Consider the following 232-nt stretch of genomic DNA (forward strand, 5'->3'; position numbering starts at 1 on the left):
GATCTGCGCAAAGCCGAGATTAATCGTGAAGCCGTCCGACAGCGTTAACAGCAGCTGTGAGGAGCCGAAATAGATAAACAGGACCACCAGAATTTCCGGCAGTCCACGCAGCACAGTCACCAGCGCTGAACCGAGCCATGCGACAGGGCGCCACTTAACGGACTCCCACACCGCAAAGAACATCGCCAGTACGAGGCCGATAATCAGTGCACAAACGGCAAGGCCGACGGTC

The 232-nt window shown here is 56.9% G+C and carries 1 protein-coding gene; it reads right to left on the bottom strand.

Translation table 11 applies throughout. The annotated features are described in order from the left end of the window. Positions 1 to 232: ABC transporter permease subunit (locus RTW80_RS31010; RefSeq protein WP_312722105.1), on the bottom strand; the 232-nt coding region annotated here is incomplete at both ends.

The sequence above is a fragment of the Escherichia sp. AM3 genome (assembly GCF_032029835.1).
GTDB lineage: Bacteria > Pseudomonadota > Gammaproteobacteria > Enterobacterales > Enterobacteriaceae > Escherichia > Escherichia coli.